We start from the raw sequence: 14,261 nt of genomic DNA, 5'->3' as shown, positions 1-14,261 counted from the left end.
TTTGAAAAAAAAGGGGGGCTTGACGACGAACAGACATCGTCAATTGCCAGATGGCGTGCCCCCGACAATAGGGGTGGGAATAAATTAGTTCGCGAGTGCCAAGGCTGCGGTGTCCGAGATTGCAACCGGTGTATCTGGTTGCACGTGAGACAAACCGTTCACAATGACGCGATCGCCCTCGTTTAATCCGCTACTGATAACGCGTTGCCCCTGCCATTGTGCGCCGAGTGTGACTTCTCGGTAGCGCGCGGTTTGCTGTTCATCGACTACCAGCACAAACTTCTTGCTCTGGTTTGTGCCGATCGCACTTTCCGGCACCAGCAGAACCGACGCTTTTTGCGGCGACCCGAGGCGGACTTGCGTGTACATTCCTGCCGTAAGGAGTCGATCCGTGTTTTCAACCACAGCGCGTGCACGTATCGTGCCGCTTGCAGGGTCCAGTTGATTATCGAATGCATGGAAGAGGCCATGGTAAACGACATCGTCGCCGTCTAGTGTTAGTTCAATTGGCATGCTGTCGGCATCACTGAGCGAACGCGAGAGCTTGATGTAGGTTTGTTCGTCTACGTTGAACTCGACATAGAATTTGTCGTTGGCCACGATTCTGGCCAGCACAGGTGCACTTGGGCCTGCCTCGACAACGTTACCTTGCGTTACTTCAGCGCGGCTGATTCGGCCGCTGACCGGTGCCGTGATATTGGCGTACTCAAGATTGAGTTTGGCTTGTTCCAGCAACGCGTCAGCTTCGGCCACCGAGGCGATAGCGCTTTGTCTTTGTGATGCGGTTGTTTCGAATTGGCTCTGAGAGATGAGGTTTTCGGATTTAAGTTGGACCGCCCGTTTGAATTCGTCTTCCAGAAGTTTGGCCTGTGCGCGAGCGGCTTGTAGTTGCGCGTTAGCTCGGTTTTGGGCAGCTTGATGGGGCCGCGGGTCAATCACGAACAGTGGTTGTTTGGCGGTTACGTATTCGCCGTCGTTAAACAATACTTGTTGTACAGTACCGCCAACCAGCGGTCTTAGTTCGACACTAGCGACCGGAGCGAGACGTCCGGAAAAACTCTCCCAGGTGCGGATATCCTGTGACTGGAGAACGGATACCGTCACCAGAGGTGGTGGTGGCAGCTGGGCGTCGCTGGTTTTGTCGGCGCTAGCATTGCTGGTCATCACGAGCGCACCACCAATGAATGCGGCAATGAGAGTGACCAATGAAATATGGCGTGCGTTGCGAGTTGAAAAGGCTTGCATGGTTAAGGCTCCCTAGGTCAAGCAGTACGAATTTGTAAACGAATGTTAATCTTGGCTGGAGCATACATACCGGTCGGTATGTATGTCAAGGGTATTATTTTGAGATTGGTGGATACGCATTCCACCAAATCGGTATTTTTCTACTGAATGCTACCTATTTTGCTTGATCAATGGCTTATAGAATGGGCTTGCTTTAACTTTGACACGAAATAAGCTATTCTGACTTTGAAACAACATGAACATACCGACTGGTTTGTATAAATCTAAATAATAGCAGACTGGAGATTGATATAAATGACTGTGCTAGACACGAGGGAGCGCTTGCTGGACGTTGCGCTGAATTTAATTTGGCAAAGCAATTACAACAGCGTTGGGGTGAACGAGATTTGTAAGCGTGCCGGTGTAACGAAAGGCAGCTTTTATCATCATTTCGAATCCAAGGGCGAGCTATTCGCTGAAGCAACTAGCTACTACATAACATCGATGAAGCCGCAAATGGACGCGATCATGTCACCGACAAATCCCCCGTTGGAACAGTTGGAGCAGACCATTGCGTTTATAATGGAGAACAAGTTCGGTAAAGACCTTGATGACATACCGGGTTGTGCGTTTCTGAGTGCAGGTACCCAATGCGAAAAAAGTATGGATCAGATTAATGATGCCTTACAGTCGATGGCACACACTGGAATTTGCTACAACACGGCATTAGCGCGATCGCTCGCCGATGGCGGGTATCTGGAGGATGATGTCGACGTTGAAAAAGCGGCTCGAAGTTTGCATCAACTGGTGCAGGGCGCATTGATTTTTGCCAAGGTTCATCGGTGTCCAAAACAGGTACAAGAGGACATTCCTGAAGCGTTTTATCGTTTGCTTGGTCTCAAAAAAGAGTATTGGTACTCTCGGCAAAAAGCAGCCTCCTAAATCGGAGTACAACCACCTCATGAGGTGAAAGGATGGATGAGCAGGTAGTCAACAACGAAATTGAATCCTGGTTTAATATTCCAGCCTATCTGGATTTTAGTGCTGGACTGCTACATGGACTGACCAGCTTGTTAATCGTGGTTGGTGTAATGGTGTTACTCACCGCCAGCAATCGCCCGGGTCGTGGACTCATGTTTGTTGGCTTGATCGGTATCGGATTGAATTACCTTCCGGCTTTCGTAGCAGAACCCGCATCGGATGCAAAAACCGTGTTGTTGTGGTATCTGCCGTTCGTAAGTGCTTTGTTGCAATGTGTTGGTGGTATCGGCTTCCTCCGATTTGCACTGTCATTTAAATAGCGAGTTGCCAACGGCGTGCGATTCGTCACCTGGTAGTGAATCTTGTATCATCAGGGAGGTGCCATAAGGCACTTTCGGACACCACCACCATTGAATAGGAAAATTCATGAACGCATTCAAACTCACCATCGTGCTCTTGGCGCTGTTGTCTTCCACAGCCTGTGTCACCGGTACGCGCAATCTTCAGAACCTTGAAATTCCCGAATACACCAGTGACAAAAGTGGTGCTGGCTTGGTGTTTATTGGCCCAATTGTCGACAAGCGTGGTTTCGAGCAAAAGCCAAAAGATCCATCTACGCCCTCGGTCAAGGGTGATTTGAGCAGCGTCAGTGCTGAAACACGCGCCACCTTGATTGGTCGACAGCGTAATGGCTATGGTAAAGCGATGGGCGATGTGGCATTACCCGTTGGCGTGACGGTGCAGGATAAAATGCATGCGTTGTTAAAAACTGGTTTGGAGAGTCGAGGTTACACGGTGGTTGACGATGCCAACGCTGAGACTCGTGTGGCGGTGGATATCAATGAGTTCTGGGCTTGGTTTTCACCCGGTTTCGTGTCTGTGAGTTTTGAATCCAAACTGCAATCGGACCTCAGCGTTGAAAGTGCGAATGGCAAGAAAGCCATCTCGGTATCTGGGTACGGCCTCAACAAGGGACAGGTTGCCAGTGATGCAAACTGGGAACTGGCGTTCAAGCGCGGATTTCAGAACTTTCTCGAGAATTTGGATACGTTGTTGGATGAAAGTGGTTTGTAGGTTGAGTCCAATCGAGCAAAATTGTTGATTCGGAGCGCACCGTGACTGAGTATTCAGGTTCCTGTTTGTGTAACGCCATCACCTTCACGGTCACTGGGTTTAGTGACCGTGTGGCGAATTGTCATTGCTCAATGTGCCGAAAATTCCATGGGGCTGCGTTTGGTACACTGGTGGCGGTGCAAGGCTTGAGCTGGTTGACAGGCCGTGAATCACTGCAAGATTTCGAAGCCGCCAATGGTACGGTACGCTCATTTTGTGTGCGTTGTGGTTCGAGTTTGGGCTTTCGATCCAAGGGGGCTGATTTGGACCAGATAGAGTTGGCTATCGCCGCATTCGACGACGCGCTGCCGGTGGTCATTGATGCGCAAATTTACACGCGTCACAAAGCCAACTGGTGTGAGTTAATCGATCGTGTCCCCGCATTCCCGGAAGGTCGGGAGTAGGTCAATTTAATAGGATTGATTTGATTATGGAAACCGAACTCAAAGATGTGCTGGAAAATCAGCGTAAACAACTTGCGATTCAGCAGGAAGCGCTTGAGCTGCAGAAGGCCTTGTTCGCCATGAGCGAAAAGCAGTTTCTACGTGCGGAGCGGATTAATGACCGAGCTGAACAAATTCAGGACCGAGCGGCAGCAATTCAGCGTACGGCGAAACTTATCCTTTTGGCACTCATTCCTATAGGTCTTGTGGCGCTTGGGATGATTATCTTTGGTGCTTGATAAGTGGCGGTTGATCAAGATAGCGTATTCTTGCGCGAGGCCGTTCCAAACGACGCGTATGCGCTTGCTGAGTTGGCGGAAGCGACTTTTCGCGCCGCGTTTGCGGCACAGAACACCGAAGAAGACATGGCATCACATTGCGCTGCCAACTACAGTGAAGCGCTGCAAGGTGCGGAGATTGCCCGGGATGACTATCGCACTTTTGTGATGGAAAATCAGGGGCGCTTGATTGCGTACGCGCAGTTGCGGACCGGTGCTGCCCCAGTGTGTGTCAGCCGCGACTTTCCGATAGAAATTCAGCGCTTTTACGTAGACGCAATTTGGCATGGTAAAGGCATTGCACCAAGGTTAATGCAGGCGTGCCTTGATACGGCCCAGGCGCAAGGCACGAAAACCGTTTGGCTCGGAGTCTGGGAGAATAACCCCAAAGCGATCGCATTTTATTCCAAATTCGGATTCGCCGAGGTTGGCGCACACACCTTTGTGGTGGGGAGCGACCCTCAGACCGACTTAATTATGCAGCGCACTGTTTGAGTTGGACGGTGCGAATAAATCAATGGTGCCAAGCAAATGACAATCAACCTGAAGCACGTTGATGGTGTCGCAATTCAAGCGTCTCACACGGCGCGTTGTCATTGTGGCACAGTGGCGATGCGCTTAAGTTTACCGGACGGGTTGGTCGATGTGCGTCGATGTGATTGTTCGATGTGTCGCCGCCGAGGTGCCATTGTTGCCTCAGTGCCACTAGACGGGATTGAGCTGGTTTGCGGAGCTGAATCGTTAACCGAATATCAATTTAACACGCGAACAGCAAAACATTACTTTTGTTCCAAATGCGGCATTTACACACACCATCAGCGTCGATCTAATCCAAACCAGTATGGATTCAATGTGGCGTGTCTTGATGGCATCAACCCGCTCAAAATAGTTGGGATTCCCACTTACGACGGGGTTAATCACCCGGCTGATCGTTAGTTTTGCTTGGCTGTTTTGACGTGAGCACCACGCAGCAATTCGGGCTATCGAAAACGTCGAGGTCTCCGTGTATCTAATAAAGAGTTTTGTGGATTTAAATCAAGCCGAGCAAGCACAACGTGCGTTAAGCGCAGTGCGAATTGTGTCGTTTGTGCGTCGCAATGGGCAACCATTATTCATAGGCTTGGGTGATACGACAGTGCATCTGTATACGCCTTTGGCATCGCAGGTCCATGACGCGGCGGCTTATTTGGAGAATCATCGACATTCGGTTACTTCTGGTCTCAATCAAAATGAGTTTGAACAGTTAAACCGGCGATTACAGCGCGCCACTTTTGGCGCCTTGAATAAGGCGATAGGGTTTGGCGTTGCGCTGGTCATCGCGTTAATTGTATTGGTGTTGTTGATCGGATCAAGTATGACTGCGAGTTAATGATGTGCGTTTTTCACTGTGCCGTCGGTCTGAAGAACAGTGTCGACCTTTCTGCGTTTTAGGAGCGCTGACGGATATGAAACCATTTGTGTATACCGGATTGGCATTAATCGCTTTTGCCGGTAATTCAGTGCTTTGCAGGCTGGCTCTGGGTGCCGGGCAAATCGATGCGGCTAGCTTTACCTGGATTCGTTTGCTCTCGGGCATTATTGTATTGGCTTTTATACTCATAGGCACACGATCACAGACTACCTCATCGGATGGTGGGAGTTGGTGTGGTGCCGCCGCCTTATTTGTTTACGCGCTTACGTTTTCATACGCTTACATCACCCTGGACACCGGGGTCGGCGCGTTAGTTCTCTTTGGTTCAGTACAATTGACCATGATTTTGGCGGGGTTTTTACGCGGACATCGTCCGATAGTTCTCGAATGGTTCGGCCTCGGGCTCGCGTTTTCGGGACTAATCTACCTTGTTTCACCTGAGCTGAGTACGCCGTCCTTAATGGGTTTCGTGCTGATGGTGGTTTCCGGTATCGCCTGGGCGATTTATACATTAGTCGGCGCCGGGTCATCTAATCCGCTGCGTGCTACGAGCTTTAATTTTTTCCGTACGACTCCCTTTGCGGTCCTAATTCTTGTGTTGACGATCACTTCTGCGGAGCTGTCGACCAATGGCGTATTGCTTGCTGTCGCCTCGGGTGGAGTGGCATCGGCGCTCGGGTATACGCTCTGGTATCAAGCGCTTAGGTCATTAACGGCAATTCAAGCCGGTGTGGTCCAACTTTTGGTGCCAGTGATCGCTGCTTTTGGTGGCGTTGTGTTTGTTGGAGAAGCCATTGCCTGGCCACTTGTCGTCGCTTCTTCATTGGTTCTGGGGGGCGTTTGCATGGTGCTCTTAGCGAAGAAAAAGACAGTTTGATGTGCAGTAAACCCGTTATTTTTCAGCCAAGTTTGGCCAGTTCAAATTCGCTTCTTCAATATAGCGTTGTTTGTGTTTGGTCCACTTTTTCATCACCGATCGACTGTAGTTCAAGTACAATTTGCCGTCATAGATTGTGAAGTATTCTGGTTTAATTGATGCCGTGGTGTTACGTGAAACCGCGTACGCACAGTAGCCGCCATATTGCGGCGCGTAGGACGCAGGGTTGGCGGCAAAGCGATCTCGATTCTCTTGACTGGAGAACAACCAAGTGGCCCCAAGATAGTCAAACGCGTACGCCTTGTTGCCTTTGATCGCTTTGTGCTCAGTGAAATAAGCGACCGCATCGAAACCGCGGATTGCAGCGCGTTCTCGGCCGCCTGAGTAGACTGGTTCTATGGCCAGTACTTGGTTGCTCAGCAAGATCGCCAGTAACAGTGAAACCAAAAAATATCGTCGCATGAGAGTGTGTCTACTTTTGAAGTTTAGGTTGGACAATTCGGTTGATCCAGGCCTGCAAACTGGCTGAGAGTCCGACCGGTTTTTCGACGCGATAGCGGTTTGTTGACGATGTGTTTTCTCGCAGAAAAGCGTGTCGCCGGAAGGCATTCTTCAGCGCAGAGTGTAAGCCGGTGGCTTCAATCGGTTTCGCCAGATATCTAAAAACCTGACCTTGATTGATTAAGTCAACTGCGGTGTTGGCGTCGTATTCCTCGGTCAGAACGATGGCGATTAGTTCAGGTCGTGCTTGCCGCAGCAAATTAATGGTTTGTATGGCGGCGGTTGTGTCACTGCTGAGTTCTATGAGAGCGACGCCTATGTTTTGGCGAGAAGTCGCTGCTGCCAATGCTTGTTGGGGGTTTTGTGTGCCATAGATTTGAATCTGGTGTTGCGCACAGAACCGACGGATCTGGTGCCTTACAGTTTGATCTTGTTCAATCATGAGCAAGGCGCGACCTAGTCTGGACTCCGTTGTGTTTGCGCGGGTACTTGCGTCGCCACGAGTATCGTCAGCGGCTTTTTTGGACGCGTAAAGGTCAACCGGAAGGTCTGAGGCCTGTGCGGCTTCGGACAAAACGTGCTGCATGGCTTCCTTGCGCCATGGCTTGTTGATGAAACGGTACACTTCGCCATGATTGATGGAGTCAACGATGGCCTTTTTGTCCATAAAACCGGTCAGCAGTATTCGCATTGTGCGAGGATAGCGCTGACTAACGCTGGCCAGCAGTTCACTCCCGAGCATGCCAGGCATACGTTGATCGCTCACCAGTACATCAATGCGCGTATCTGCCAGTAATGCCAATGCGGCATCCCCGCTATTCGCCGTGTACACCTCATAATCGCGGCGAAACATGGCCTTGAGCGCATTGGTAACGCGCGGCTCATCGTCTACGAATAAAACTCGATATTGTCTATTTTGGTCTTGCATAAGGTGTTAGGCGGCGTCAGTGATGATGGTGTCGGAGATGCTCGTCGCTTGTTGGGTCGGCAGTGAGATGGTAATCACAGTGCCTTCACCGAGCGTAGAACCAACGTCTATTTGACCCTGGTGAGCGGCGATAATTTTATAGGCGATGGACATTCCCAGACCAGTGCCTTGTCCAATCGGTTTGGAAGTAAAAAATGGGTCGAACATTTTTTGCTTGGTTTGCTCATCCATGCCAGTGCCCTGATCCTGAAACCGAACCACCACGCCGTGGTCGTGTTGGTCTAAGGTGATCGTAAGCGCGCCGCCACGTTCAGCCATGGACTGGCAAGCGTTAGTGATAATGTTAAGAAAAACCTGATTAAGCTTAGATGGGTAGCAGGAGATTTTTGGCGTTGGACTGAACTGTTTAATGACCTTTACCTGATTCTCGCGCAGATGGTTGCTGGCGATGGTGAGCGAACTTTCAATGCAGTTTTGCACACAGACCTGATCTAGGCTTTGGCGGTCGAGTCGCGCAAAGTCTTTTAAGCTGTGAACCAGTTTGGAAATCTCTGACAGGCCATACTCGCCATCATTCATGAGTTGCGTGCTTTCCTGCATCAGGGCGGCGGTATCGGCTTGTTCGTAGGCCTTTAAGGTTTTAACGAGTTCGGTCGTCAGCTGTGGGCGGCTCTGTGGCTTGCGCCGCGCTTCCGTCAGTACCGAACCAAGTTGCTGGACCACCAAGTCAAGGTCAGAAAAGTTCAGCTTTAGCGCGTCTAAGTTGCTGCTAACATAGCCAAGTGGCGTGTTGATTTCGTGTGCTACACCAGCCACCATCTGGCCTAAGGACGCCATTTTTTCAGACTGAATCAGCTGTTCTTGGGACTCTCTGAGCTGTTCAAACGCCTGTTCGATTTCTCGTGTGCGTATCGCCACTTGTTGTTCGAGGTACAAATAATTGCGTCGTATTTGCACGGCAAAGAATAACAGTGCAATCAGTAAGGCTAAGCCGTACACCATCAAGGCATTTCGAAAGCGGTTGGCTTTAGCGATAGCGAGGTTATGAAAGTCCGTATATGCTTCTTCGATACGGTCTAATTGTTCGGCTATTGGGACCTGACTCACGTCGTTTAATGCCTTCTGTGTTTTCGGGTAGAGTATCGCGATCTGTTGAGCATGTTGAACCAAGGTGCTTGTCGGAGGCTGAGGGTAAACGGATTCCAGATTATTAGGCATGCCTGTGGCCAGATCCATTAATAATAAATTAATCCAATAGAGTGTTTGCGCGTCCGCCACCAGCGCCGTTGGATCGCCTGGTTGAAGTAACCGCAGGTTGTCGTCGCGGAGTTGTTTGAGCGCGTCCGCGAAGTTTAGATTCAGACCTAGGTAGATTTTCAAAGACTGATCTCGGCGCTTAAACAGTTGGTCTGCTTCCTGTACGGCGATACTCAGAATCGGACTTCTCTCAATTTCTTCGAACAAAGCATCGTAGCGCAGATTGTCGAATTCTTCGGACAATTGATAGTTCAGTTCATCCAATTGCTGATGATCGGCGATGCCGACAAACTGTGACTTGGTTAGCAATTGTTGCAGGGTCTTATCGAGGGCTTGTAGATTGCGGATCGACTTGGTGGTTTGTTGAAACACGGTTTGATCAAGTCGGCTTTCAGTATTGATCAAGTATGCTGTCAGGCCAATGCCGATCAGAGCCATGAGTAGTAAAATTGAGGCGTATAACTTCACAGAATATTCTCGTGTGATGACAAATTGATATGGTGCTGAGCCCTGCATTGCACATGTTAGTTTGAGAAGACCCGAGTACGTGCCAATTCATTGCTAATTTCCGGAGCGACTCGGTTTTGCGTGGTAAATTGACGTGGGGCGTAAGTGATGAGCTTGCTGACCGGTCTAAGAGTCATTGTGTTGATAAATTCGAGGAGCGGTTAGAGCGAAAAGAATATGGTTATGTTTAGCGTTGCTAGGTTGCGCGCGCCAAGCACACGGAGCGGCGCTCAGTTCGCCGCAGTTGCTGTTCCATCAGAGTGCTGACGGCTAAGTACTGGCGGGTGTATTTGAACAGGTAACTCAAGCGGTTCGAGAGGGGCGACCAATCCGTTTGTATATGAATTTGGGATTTGTAGAGCACCCGATGGATAGTGGTTTTCTCTCGGTCCTCCGTGGCCACGTTTATGCGCAGATAAATGGTATTCAGGGTCAGCGTCCAAACCGGGATAGTGGCGAGATTGAGCTAAAACCGTATACCCAGCATATTGGTTTGTATTCCACTAAGAGTTCGTATGAAATTAAATGGTTCACCTACTGACCGTGTGGAGATGGTAGCCTGTATCATAGGGTGATAGCTGCCGAAAAACGTCATTAGAAGGTCGATCTTTGTACTCCGACTTGACAGTAGCAAAGCTAGGTAGCAAAGTTTTCACTAGCCAGAGGTGGATCGCATCGCTGGGTATGGGTCAAACACAAAGGAGTGTTGGGACTGCGGTATTGATTTTAGTCGTTGCTCGCACGCAATGTGCAAATTCGAGGTTGATTTTATGTTTGATGATCGAGTTCTACCGGTTGCGCACCATGCAGTCGTATTCAGTCTATTTATTCTTTTGTTGCCACCGGTTGCGACAGCACAAGCTGACGTGCAGGATCTGCTCGACTATTGGCGTTTGGACGAAGACTCCATATTTATCCAGTTTGTTGAGGCTGAGCAAGGTTTGGAGGCCAGTGTGATTCGCTCGGATTGGTCACCTGGTTTGGTCGGGCACACGATGTTCGAAGCACTGAACTACGACGCAGATAAAAAAGCCTGGCTTGGTGTTGCGAACTCTCTGGACAATGATGGACGCATAGAGGTCCAATTAAAATTGCGTCGCAGGAACTCGGAATTTAAGGTCCGTGAAGTCAGTGGCCCACGCTTGCGCATGACGTGGAAGTTGGCCGACGATGAAGAGTTTAACTAGGGTACCTTACAGCCAGTCCTCGTCTTCTTTTTGTTCACTGTTTTTCATCATTGGGGCACCGACCATTCGACCGTTGCGTGTTTTCAGGTTTGCCTGCACTTTCGACACATAGCGCTCACGCAGAATAATCGCAATCCCAGACAGTACGGTAATGACCGAACCAACAATCACCCAGCGATCAATGGTCTCGCCAAAGAAAAAGTAGCCGAACACGATTGCCCAGACGATTTGGCTATATTGCATGGGTGCGACGAATGCCGCGGGTGCGTTGCGGTAGCCGGTGAGTACCGCATACTGTCCAAGTAACCCGAGCGCCCCGACCAGAAACATCAAGCCTAGATCGGTGATTGGCATTGGTTTGTAAACGAATCCGAGCGCGATGCCGGATACAATGATGGTAGCCAGTAATGGGAACATGATCATTGTCGCCATGTTTTCTGTGGCACCAATCTTGCGTGAGATGACCGACGTGCACGCACTGCAAAATGCCGCAGCGAGCGCGGCAACGTGTCCAAGTTGAATTGTGTCGAGCGAAGGCCGAAGGACAACGATCACGCCGATCAGCCCAAGTAAAATGGCGGCCCAGCGGTACAGCGCGATTTTCTCACCCAAGAAGAAAATTGCCAGTACAGAAATAATGAGTGGTGTGCAAAACAGCAGCACATAAGCTTCCACCATGGGGAGCAGGGAGAAGGCGACGAAAGATAAGCACAAAGCGCCGACATGCAATAGCGCGCGCGTAGTCAGCAATAAGGGGTTGGCAGGCGACAACGAAAGCGGTTTCGCGCCAATAATCCGTGCGATTGAAAATGGCACGTAACTGAATAGCATGGCAAAAAACACGATCTGAAAAACGTGGTAATCCTTCAGGTGCTTGACGACCGCGTCGTGTGTTGAATAGACGGCAAATCCAAACAGGGCGAAAGCCAAGCCCAGACCCAGGGTGGCGCCCTCTGGTTTATTAGCGTGAGTGTTTTGTGCCATAAGTCGTATACCGAGAGCTCGGTCAGATAAGCGGCACGCGGAACATCTTCGGTGCCGCCGTCGAATAAAAGTTCACTCTAACGCGAGTGAACGCGAGATTAAATCATCGATTGCAGATAATTCTGCTCGCCAATTTTATTGAACAGGTCAATCTGAGTTTCCAGCCAATCGTAATGCTCTTCTTCGCTTTCCAGAATGGAAGAAAAAATGTCGCGAGAGACATAATCCGACACAGACTCACAATGCGCGATTGCCTCCTTTAGCAATGGAATAGCCTCCGCTTCGAGGCGCAAATCACATTGCAGCATTTCGAGTACATTCTGACCGATATACAATTTGCCGATATCCTGCAGGTTCGGTAGGCCGTCGATCATGAGAATACGCTCAATCAACATGTCGGCGTGTTTCATTTCGTCGATAGACTCTTCGTATTCTTTCTCGTTAAGTTTTTCCAGACCCCAATTTTTGTACATGCGTGCATGTAGAAAATATTGGTTAATCGCGCTTAACTCATTTTTAAGGGCTCGGTTTAAATATTCGATAACTTTTGCGTCGCCTTGCATGACAAAAAGATCCTGTCTTGAGTGGAAATACTGACGCCAAGCTTAGCACAAAACCGTGCCTACCGTGTTGTGAGGGAATGGTAATTTTGTCGTGGACCGAGGCAGTCCACAATGCTGAATTCGCGGAAATAGGCGCTTAGCTGAACGCCGGTGTGCTGAGATAGACTTCGGTAGAGCGCGTGTGTAATTCGGTTTTTAGTTTCTTCTCCATGACCTGCTTTACTTCACAGCTACAGGCGCCACAAACCGTGCTCACTTCTAAGTGTGACTGCATGTCGTCGAATGACGTGACACCTTGATCGACGGCGTCTCTGATTTGGTGGTCGGTGACCGATTTACATAAACAGACGAACATAAGATTAAAGCTCGAAATAAAGCTACTTTGCTAATTACAAGGCTAGATTAGCAGTAATTTGTAGAAGTGTAAATGAGAATCAGTCTTATTAATGTTAACGGAGTATAGGTTTTGGCGGGAAACAGGCACTGAACGGGTACCGCGCTCAGTGCCTGGGGATACTGTTAGCGGTCGATGGTGATCGTGCCGCTCATGGTTTCCAAATCGATTTCGCTTTCGCCGCGGCCGAGTTTGAATTGCAATGAGCCTGAGAGCGACATAAAACTGGTGGTTTTGTCGTCTGTAATGCGATTCTTGACCTGACCACCAGGGCCGGTTTCTATTTCAAAACTGGCGTGGAGATCGCCTTGGTTGGCAAATGTGATGTCGATGTCACCGCTGACTGTGTCGGCATCCAGTTCGCCACCGTTAATCAGAGCCAAACTCACCTCGATATCGCCCGACACTGAGTTAAGTTCGACATGTTCAGATTTTCCAATCTCGCCTTCGATGTCACCGCTGACAGTCTGTGCTTCAAAATCACTTGCATCAACTCGTGCTTTGATATCGCCGCTGACGGAAGACACACTGACATCGCCGGTTGCGTTCACAATATCGATGTCACCGCTGACAGATTCGAGTTTGACTTTACCCTTGCCACCGTCGAGGCTGATATCACCGCTCATGGTACTGGTATTCACTGGGCCATCCACTTTGATGATGGCAAATGAGGTGGAGACACCTTCCAGTAACAGCGCGCTCTGACGTGGTACATAGATGGTCAGTTTTGCATGTCCTCCTCTATTATTGCCGCCCCAGAAGCCACCTTTGGATTCGGTCTCGATCAGCGTTTCATCGCCATCGGTTTTGAACACAAAGTCCCGTGCGTTATCGACATCGCCAGTGACACGGATCTGCGGTTTATTCCAGCCTTCAACCAGCACTTTGCCATCGATGATCTCGGTGCGGATCAGACCAGTCGGGTCCACATCCAGTGTTCTATCAATTCGTTCGGCTTGTGCGACGGATGTCGTCGCAAGCAGAACTAGGGTTAATAACGTTTTCATAGTGATACCTCATTCGATGTAATGCCATCGCGTGTTTTGAATCGGTTTAGGAGTTTTAGCTCCTCTTGATAGGTTCGTGCCAGCATGGTGGCGTAATTCTTGTTCAGTGGTTCCGCTAGAATCGCTTGTTTTAGCTCCAGCGATGCTTTGTCGATGGTTAGCAAAACGGACCGTACTTCGGCGGCCAGCACTGGATCTACCGGGCCATGCACGCCCGCCAGCATGTCAACAAACTGAGCGCGAACATGGGCGTGTTGCTGCTCGATCAAGCTGATCTGACTTTTCTGATAGTCAATAAAGCTGGCTTGTAGTTCGTAGGTGGCCTGTGAACGCTGGTAGGACAAGGTCGACATGACAAAGGCACCAAAGGCGAGCATCAAGCACGCGGCTATCCCCATGGGTGTCCACGGTACCACGGTACCGGATCGTTGGTTGTTGCCCGTGCTGGCGATCGTAGTCTCGTCATCTGAACTTAATTCGGGTTTGCCTGCGAAGCGGATTCGTGAGTGAATGTCAGGCCACAAATCGCGCTCTGGCTGGATGTCCCAGTCAAGTGACTCTAGCGCTTGCTTGCTGTGCAGATTGTTTTGTTTGTCATTCATAGTT

General features: G+C 49.8%; 20 protein-coding genes. 11 read left to right on the top strand and 9 right to left on the bottom strand.

Features of this window, described 5'->3' with window-relative positions:
• Nucleotides 1-84 precede the first annotated feature (84 nt).
• On the bottom strand, nt 85-1,245 hold the full coding sequence (locus IE055_RS16560) for an efflux RND transporter periplasmic adaptor subunit (protein ID WP_229794338.1): 1,161 nt from the start codon (nt 1,243-1,245) through the stop codon (nt 85-87).
• Nucleotides 1,246-1,539: 294 nt separating this feature from the next.
• On the opposite strand from IE055_RS16560, the gene IE055_RS16555 reads away from it, so the two are divergent.
• The 9 genes from IE055_RS16555 (at nt 1,540) to IE055_RS16515 (ending at nt 6,327) form a co-directional block, all read left to right on the top strand.
• Nucleotides 1,540-2,166, top strand: a complete 627-nt coding sequence (locus tag IE055_RS16555; protein WP_189402799.1) for a TetR/AcrR family transcriptional regulator — start codon at nt 1,540-1,542, stop codon at nt 2,164-2,166.
• A gap of 32 nt (nt 2,167-2,198) precedes the next feature.
• Nucleotides 2,199-2,525 carry a hypothetical protein gene (locus IE055_RS16550; RefSeq protein WP_189402798.1) on the top strand — a complete coding sequence of 109 codons (327 nt, stop codon included), beginning with the start codon at nt 2,199-2,201 and terminating at the stop codon, nt 2,523-2,525.
• Between the two features lie 106 nt (nt 2,526-2,631).
• On the top strand, nt 2,632-3,279 hold the full coding sequence (locus tag IE055_RS16545) for a YajG family lipoprotein (RefSeq protein WP_189402797.1): 648 nt from the start codon (nt 2,632-2,634) through the stop codon (nt 3,277-3,279).
• Nucleotides 3,280-3,320: 41 nt separating this feature from the next.
• Nucleotides 3,321-3,722 (top strand): GFA family protein, encoded by a 402-nt coding sequence (locus IE055_RS16540; protein ID WP_229794337.1) that lies wholly within the window; start codon nt 3,321-3,323, stop codon nt 3,720-3,722.
• A gap of 26 nt (nt 3,723-3,748) precedes the next feature.
• Nucleotides 3,749-4,000, top strand: a complete 252-nt coding sequence (locus IE055_RS16535) for a hypothetical protein (RefSeq protein ID WP_189402796.1) — start codon at nt 3,749-3,751, stop codon at nt 3,998-4,000.
• A 3-nt stretch (nt 4,001-4,003) separates the two neighbouring features.
• Complete coding sequence (locus tag IE055_RS16530) at nt 4,004-4,534, top strand: GNAT family N-acetyltransferase (RefSeq protein WP_189402795.1); 531 nt, start codon at nt 4,004-4,006, stop codon at nt 4,532-4,534.
• 36 nt (nt 4,535-4,570) lie between these two features.
• Nucleotides 4,571-4,975 carry a GFA family protein gene (locus tag IE055_RS16525; protein WP_189402794.1) on the top strand — a complete coding sequence of 135 codons (405 nt, stop codon included), beginning with the start codon at nt 4,571-4,573 and terminating at the stop codon, nt 4,973-4,975.
• An 88-nt stretch (nt 4,976-5,063) separates the two neighbouring features.
• Nucleotides 5,064-5,408 (top strand): hypothetical protein, encoded by a 345-nt coding sequence (locus IE055_RS16520; RefSeq protein ID WP_229794336.1) that lies wholly within the window; start codon nt 5,064-5,066, stop codon nt 5,406-5,408.
• Between the two features lie 76 nt (nt 5,409-5,484).
• Nucleotides 5,485-6,327, top strand: coding sequence for a DMT family transporter (locus IE055_RS16515; RefSeq protein ID WP_189402792.1), 843 nt, complete (start codon nt 5,485-5,487; stop codon nt 6,325-6,327).
• 15 nt (nt 6,328-6,342) lie between these two features.
• Here IE055_RS16515 and IE055_RS16510 read toward each other — a convergent pair whose 3' ends face one another.
• From IE055_RS16510 to IE055_RS16500, 3 genes are read right to left on the bottom strand one after another with little or no spacing between them, the layout of a single operon-like run.
• On the bottom strand, nt 6,343-6,789 hold the full coding sequence (locus tag IE055_RS16510) for a YHS domain-containing (seleno)protein (RefSeq protein ID WP_189402791.1): 447 nt from the start codon (nt 6,787-6,789) through the stop codon (nt 6,343-6,345).
• A gap of 10 nt (nt 6,790-6,799) precedes the next feature.
• Nucleotides 6,800-7,756: a response regulator gene (locus tag IE055_RS16505; RefSeq protein ID WP_189402790.1), complete on the bottom strand. Its 957-nt coding sequence runs from the start codon at nt 7,754-7,756 to the stop codon at nt 6,800-6,802.
• Between the two features lie 6 nt (nt 7,757-7,762).
• The gene (locus tag IE055_RS16500; protein WP_189402789.1) at nt 7,763-9,481 is read right to left on the bottom strand and encodes a sensor histidine kinase; all 1,719 of its coding nucleotides are present in this window, start codon (nt 9,479-9,481) and stop codon (nt 7,763-7,765) included.
• A gap of 406 nt (nt 9,482-9,887) precedes the next feature.
• Between IE055_RS16500 and IE055_RS16495 the strand changes: the two genes are divergently transcribed.
• Entirely contained in the window at nt 9,888-10,061 is a 174-nt protein-coding gene (locus tag IE055_RS16495; RefSeq protein WP_189402788.1) for a hypothetical protein, read from the top strand.
• A gap of 229 nt (nt 10,062-10,290) precedes the next feature.
• A complete protein-coding gene (locus IE055_RS16490) occupies nt 10,291-10,707 on the top strand; it encodes a hypothetical protein (protein ID WP_189402787.1) in 417 nt (138 codons plus the stop codon).
• 6 nt (nt 10,708-10,713) lie between these two features.
• Here IE055_RS16490 and IE055_RS16485 read toward each other — a convergent pair whose 3' ends face one another.
• The 5 genes from IE055_RS16485 to IE055_RS16465 form a co-directional block, all read right to left on the bottom strand.
• On the bottom strand, nt 10,714-11,691 hold the full coding sequence (locus IE055_RS16485) for a DMT family transporter (protein ID WP_189402786.1): 978 nt from the start codon (nt 11,689-11,691) through the stop codon (nt 10,714-10,716).
• Between the two features lie 98 nt (nt 11,692-11,789).
• Nucleotides 11,790-12,254 (bottom strand): bacterioferritin, encoded by a 465-nt coding sequence (bfr, locus tag IE055_RS16480; protein WP_189402785.1) that lies wholly within the window; start codon nt 12,252-12,254, stop codon nt 11,790-11,792.
• 136 nt (nt 12,255-12,390) lie between these two features.
• The gene (locus tag IE055_RS16475) at nt 12,391-12,609 is read right to left on the bottom strand and encodes a (2Fe-2S)-binding protein (protein WP_189402784.1); all 219 of its coding nucleotides are present in this window, start codon (nt 12,607-12,609) and stop codon (nt 12,391-12,393) included.
• A 164-nt stretch (nt 12,610-12,773) separates the two neighbouring features.
• Entirely contained in the window at nt 12,774-13,655 is an 882-nt protein-coding gene (locus IE055_RS16470) for a DUF4097 family beta strand repeat-containing protein (protein ID WP_189402783.1), read from the bottom strand.
• A complete protein-coding gene (locus tag IE055_RS16465) occupies nt 13,652-14,257 on the bottom strand; it encodes a hypothetical protein (protein ID WP_189402782.1) in 606 nt (201 codons plus the stop codon). The genes IE055_RS16470 and IE055_RS16465 overlap by 4 nt, the downstream gene beginning before the upstream one ends.
• Nucleotides 14,258-14,261 lie beyond the last annotated feature (4 nt).

The sequence above is a fragment of the Arenicella chitinivorans genome (assembly GCF_014651515.1).
In the GTDB taxonomy this organism is placed as follows: domain Bacteria; phylum Pseudomonadota; class Gammaproteobacteria; order Arenicellales; family Arenicellaceae; genus Arenicella; species Arenicella chitinivorans.
Note: the sequence above shows the minus strand (reverse complement) of the source record. Positions and strands in the feature narration are given on the sequence as shown.